This is a genomic window from Natroniella acetigena (assembly GCF_023227745.1).
GTDB classification, from domain to species: domain Bacteria; phylum Bacillota; class Halanaerobiia; order Halobacteroidales; family Halobacteroidaceae; genus Natroniella; species Natroniella acetigena.
Window position 1 is genome coordinate 1 of record NZ_JALKBX010000103.1, and the last position, 2,585, is coordinate 2,585.

Below are 2,585 nucleotides of genomic sequence, written 5' to 3' on the forward strand. Positions count from 1 at the left end.
TTAATTAATAGAGATAGGTAAGCCTTTGGTGTTATCTCTGGCTTTTCCCCCTCCTCACACCGTACGTGAGACTCTCACCTCATACGGCGTTCCATCATAGTTTAAGTTAGTTCGATACAATCATTTCCTGCCTTAGTTCGGAATTTATTGAGCTTACTCAGGACTTCTTCATCAAAGTAACCTTTCACCTTATCATAGTAGCGTTTAATCGTTTTTTCTTTAGTAGCATGAATTAACTTATGAATATCTTTCTTAACTAAACATAAGTTTCTGTAAGTGTCCTTACCACCTAATTCTCGTGGCTTCTTATGGTGACACTCTATATCTCCTATAAACAAAGGAAAACCAGTAACAAAGCAACAACCTTTCTGTCCAGAATATCTAGCAATTCTGTTATCGTTGTATTCGATTGATTGGTCTTGAACAGGGTTCTCGACTAAGTATCTCATCACTACTGGTGATACACTTTTAAGTTTCTTGTGTATCTTCTCTCTGCCCTTTGGTGTATAATCACATATGTCCTGACTAAAGTTCATTGGAGGACTTGTAGTTACACCACCAATTGGGAATATTTTAATACCTGCTACGCAATAGGGTTTATAGTTATAATTTCCATAAAGTTTCTTGAAAGTCTTTGATTCAGTTCCTTTTCTACTTAGACTTGACCTAAGACGATTTTCTAAGGTTCTGTTGACTAAAAAGGCAATATCTCTAAAGTCATGATTTACAAGAGTAGCCATAGAGTAATAATTTTGCATTCCAAGTATCATTGAGTTCAGCTTAGATACTTGTTTTACTGTAGTTTCTTGTTTTATTTGTTTAATTTGACGTTTAAGCTTATCAGTTAATTTCTTTTTAACTCCATTAGCTATTCTTGACCTCGTTACGTACTTGCCACCCTTTTTGACAACTTTCAATTTAATACCTAAGAATTCAGTATAAGTTCTTTTAAGGTTGGTGATTTTGGTCTTTTTCTTGCTCACATCGAGATCTAATCTTTCTTTTAACCACTTAATCGTAGCTATTTTAATTTTACTGGCAGTTTCATAATCTCTACACATTAGTTTGAAATCATCAGCATATCTAACAATATATACTTCTTTAAGGTTTGTTCTCTTTTGAGCTGTAATTCTATTGTTTTGGTTACTGTATTGATGGCTGGTCTTAAAAGTTTCCCATTGGTTACTAACCCACCAATCTAGTTCATTTAAAACTACATTAGACAATAGTGGTGAGATAATTCCACCTTGTGGTGTACCTTTATCTGGAATACCTTCATTTTCAATTTCTGCTTTAAGCATTCTTCCTAGTATAGAGATTAATCTTTTATCCTTAATACCCATAGACCATAATTGCTTTTTCAACTTAGAGTGGTCAACATTATCAAAGAAAGACTTGATATCAACATCTACTGAGTAGTGCAATCTGTTCCACCACGCCAAGAAGTTCATTCTGGCAATAGCGTGTTTAGTACTTCGGTTTGGTCTAAAACCATAGCTGTGATTATGAAACTTAGCTTCACATATAGGTTCTAAAACCTGTTTAATACATTGTTGGATAAGTCTATCTTCGATCGTTGGTATCCCGAGAGGTCTTTTTCTTCCATCAGGTTTGGGAATGTAAACTCTCCTCACAGGTTGTGGTATATAGTACTCAAGTCTATTTCTTACATAGTTCACAATTTCCTGTGTAGTTAGCTTTTCCAAATCTTTAATGGTGTTATTGTTAGTGCCTCTAGTTTTACTACCAGTATTCTTCTTGATATTTCTGTAAGCAAGCAAGATATTATCTTTTGACGTTATATGGTGCATTAGTTTCTTAAAATCATAACCTTTTTTACTATATTGATATAACTTATCTTGAATTTCTTGTGTATTGTAATATTCATTGTTTCTCAATTTTTGTTTCTTAGGATTTTCAACAAAATCTTTTGCTAACACAGTCATAAGTCGGCTAAAACCTCCTTTGTGGAGACTTCACCTTTTTTAGTCTTACGAGAACCTTATGTTAAAAACGATATATTTTGTAACTTAACCCATTGACTTTTGGCTATCCCTCCACTCCTTATTATTAGAGTTTCACAGGTGTTTTGCCAACACTTTCACTAACATTAAGGTATGTTATCTGTTATTGTCTTCCATACCACTATTTCATAGGTGTTAAGACCTCTATATTGTTAGCTTTCCTTGTTCCAAAAGACTTTACCTTTACATATATACCCTTAGATTTCTCCTTTGAGCCTGTATACTTTTATACACATCCTTAAAATGTGTAAGGACTTTTCATAGAGAATATTTTTACTAATCCTGTATACCCCAAACTTTGTTGGTATAACCATTTCTGGTTATTTGGTATTTAGACCCGTACATTCAAGGATTCGTCAGTACCTTATGGTTCATTCTAATCATAGGTATTTTCTAGGCATCCGAGGTATCAGTTATACCACCCGACTAAGGTAACTTTCGTGTAATTACGATAACCTTCCCCCGACTTCACCGAGCTTATTACATTAAGTACCTTAACATATTTAATGCAATTCGGAGTATTAATGACAGCCCTTCAAGGCGTTACTCTCTCATTTGACT

General features: G+C 34.1%; 1 protein-coding gene. It reads right to left on the bottom strand.

The window, feature by feature from the left end:
- Positions 1 to 101: 101 nt before the first annotated feature.
- On the bottom strand, positions 102 to 1,946 hold the full coding sequence (ltrA, locus tag MWH25_RS12690) for a group II intron reverse transcriptase/maturase (protein ID WP_248628022.1): 1,845 nt from the start codon (positions 1,944 to 1,946) through the stop codon (positions 102 to 104).
- Positions 1,947 to 2,585: the final 639 nt, after the last annotated feature.